This is a genomic window from Tenacibaculum pelagium (assembly GCF_014062345.1).
In the GTDB taxonomy this organism is placed as follows: domain Bacteria; phylum Bacteroidota; class Bacteroidia; order Flavobacteriales; family Flavobacteriaceae; genus Polaribacter; species Polaribacter pelagius.
Genome location: NZ_JACGLS010000021.1, coordinates 1 through 330, shown reverse-complemented (window position 1 = coordinate 330; position 330 = coordinate 1). Strand labels below are relative to the sequence as shown.

1 pseudogene is annotated in these 330 nt (G+C 40.9%); it reads right to left on the bottom strand.

From position 1 onward, the window contains the following. Nucleotides 1-330: pseudogene (locus tag H3Z83_RS12850) on the bottom strand (gliding motility-associated C-terminal domain-containing protein); the annotation flags it as partial.

Below are 330 nucleotides of genomic sequence, written 5' to 3'. Positions count from 1 at the left end.
ATCTGCGATTCCATCACCATCGGTGTCGGTAGCATCTCCAAATCCAACTAAACCATCAACGCTATCTGCAATACCATCTCCGTCTGTATCAGTTCCACTATCTCCTACAACTCCATCTCCGCCACTATCTGGATCTGTTGGATCTGTATCATTTACATCTGTATTCCCTAAATCTCCAAAATCCGATGGATCTTGATCAACAATATCTAAAATACCATCGCCATCACTATCTGCTCCATCAACCTGTCCGTTTCCATCGGTATCTTCATTACCTCCTTCAACAACATCATTAATTCCATCATCATCACTATCTAAATCTAAATAATCTGG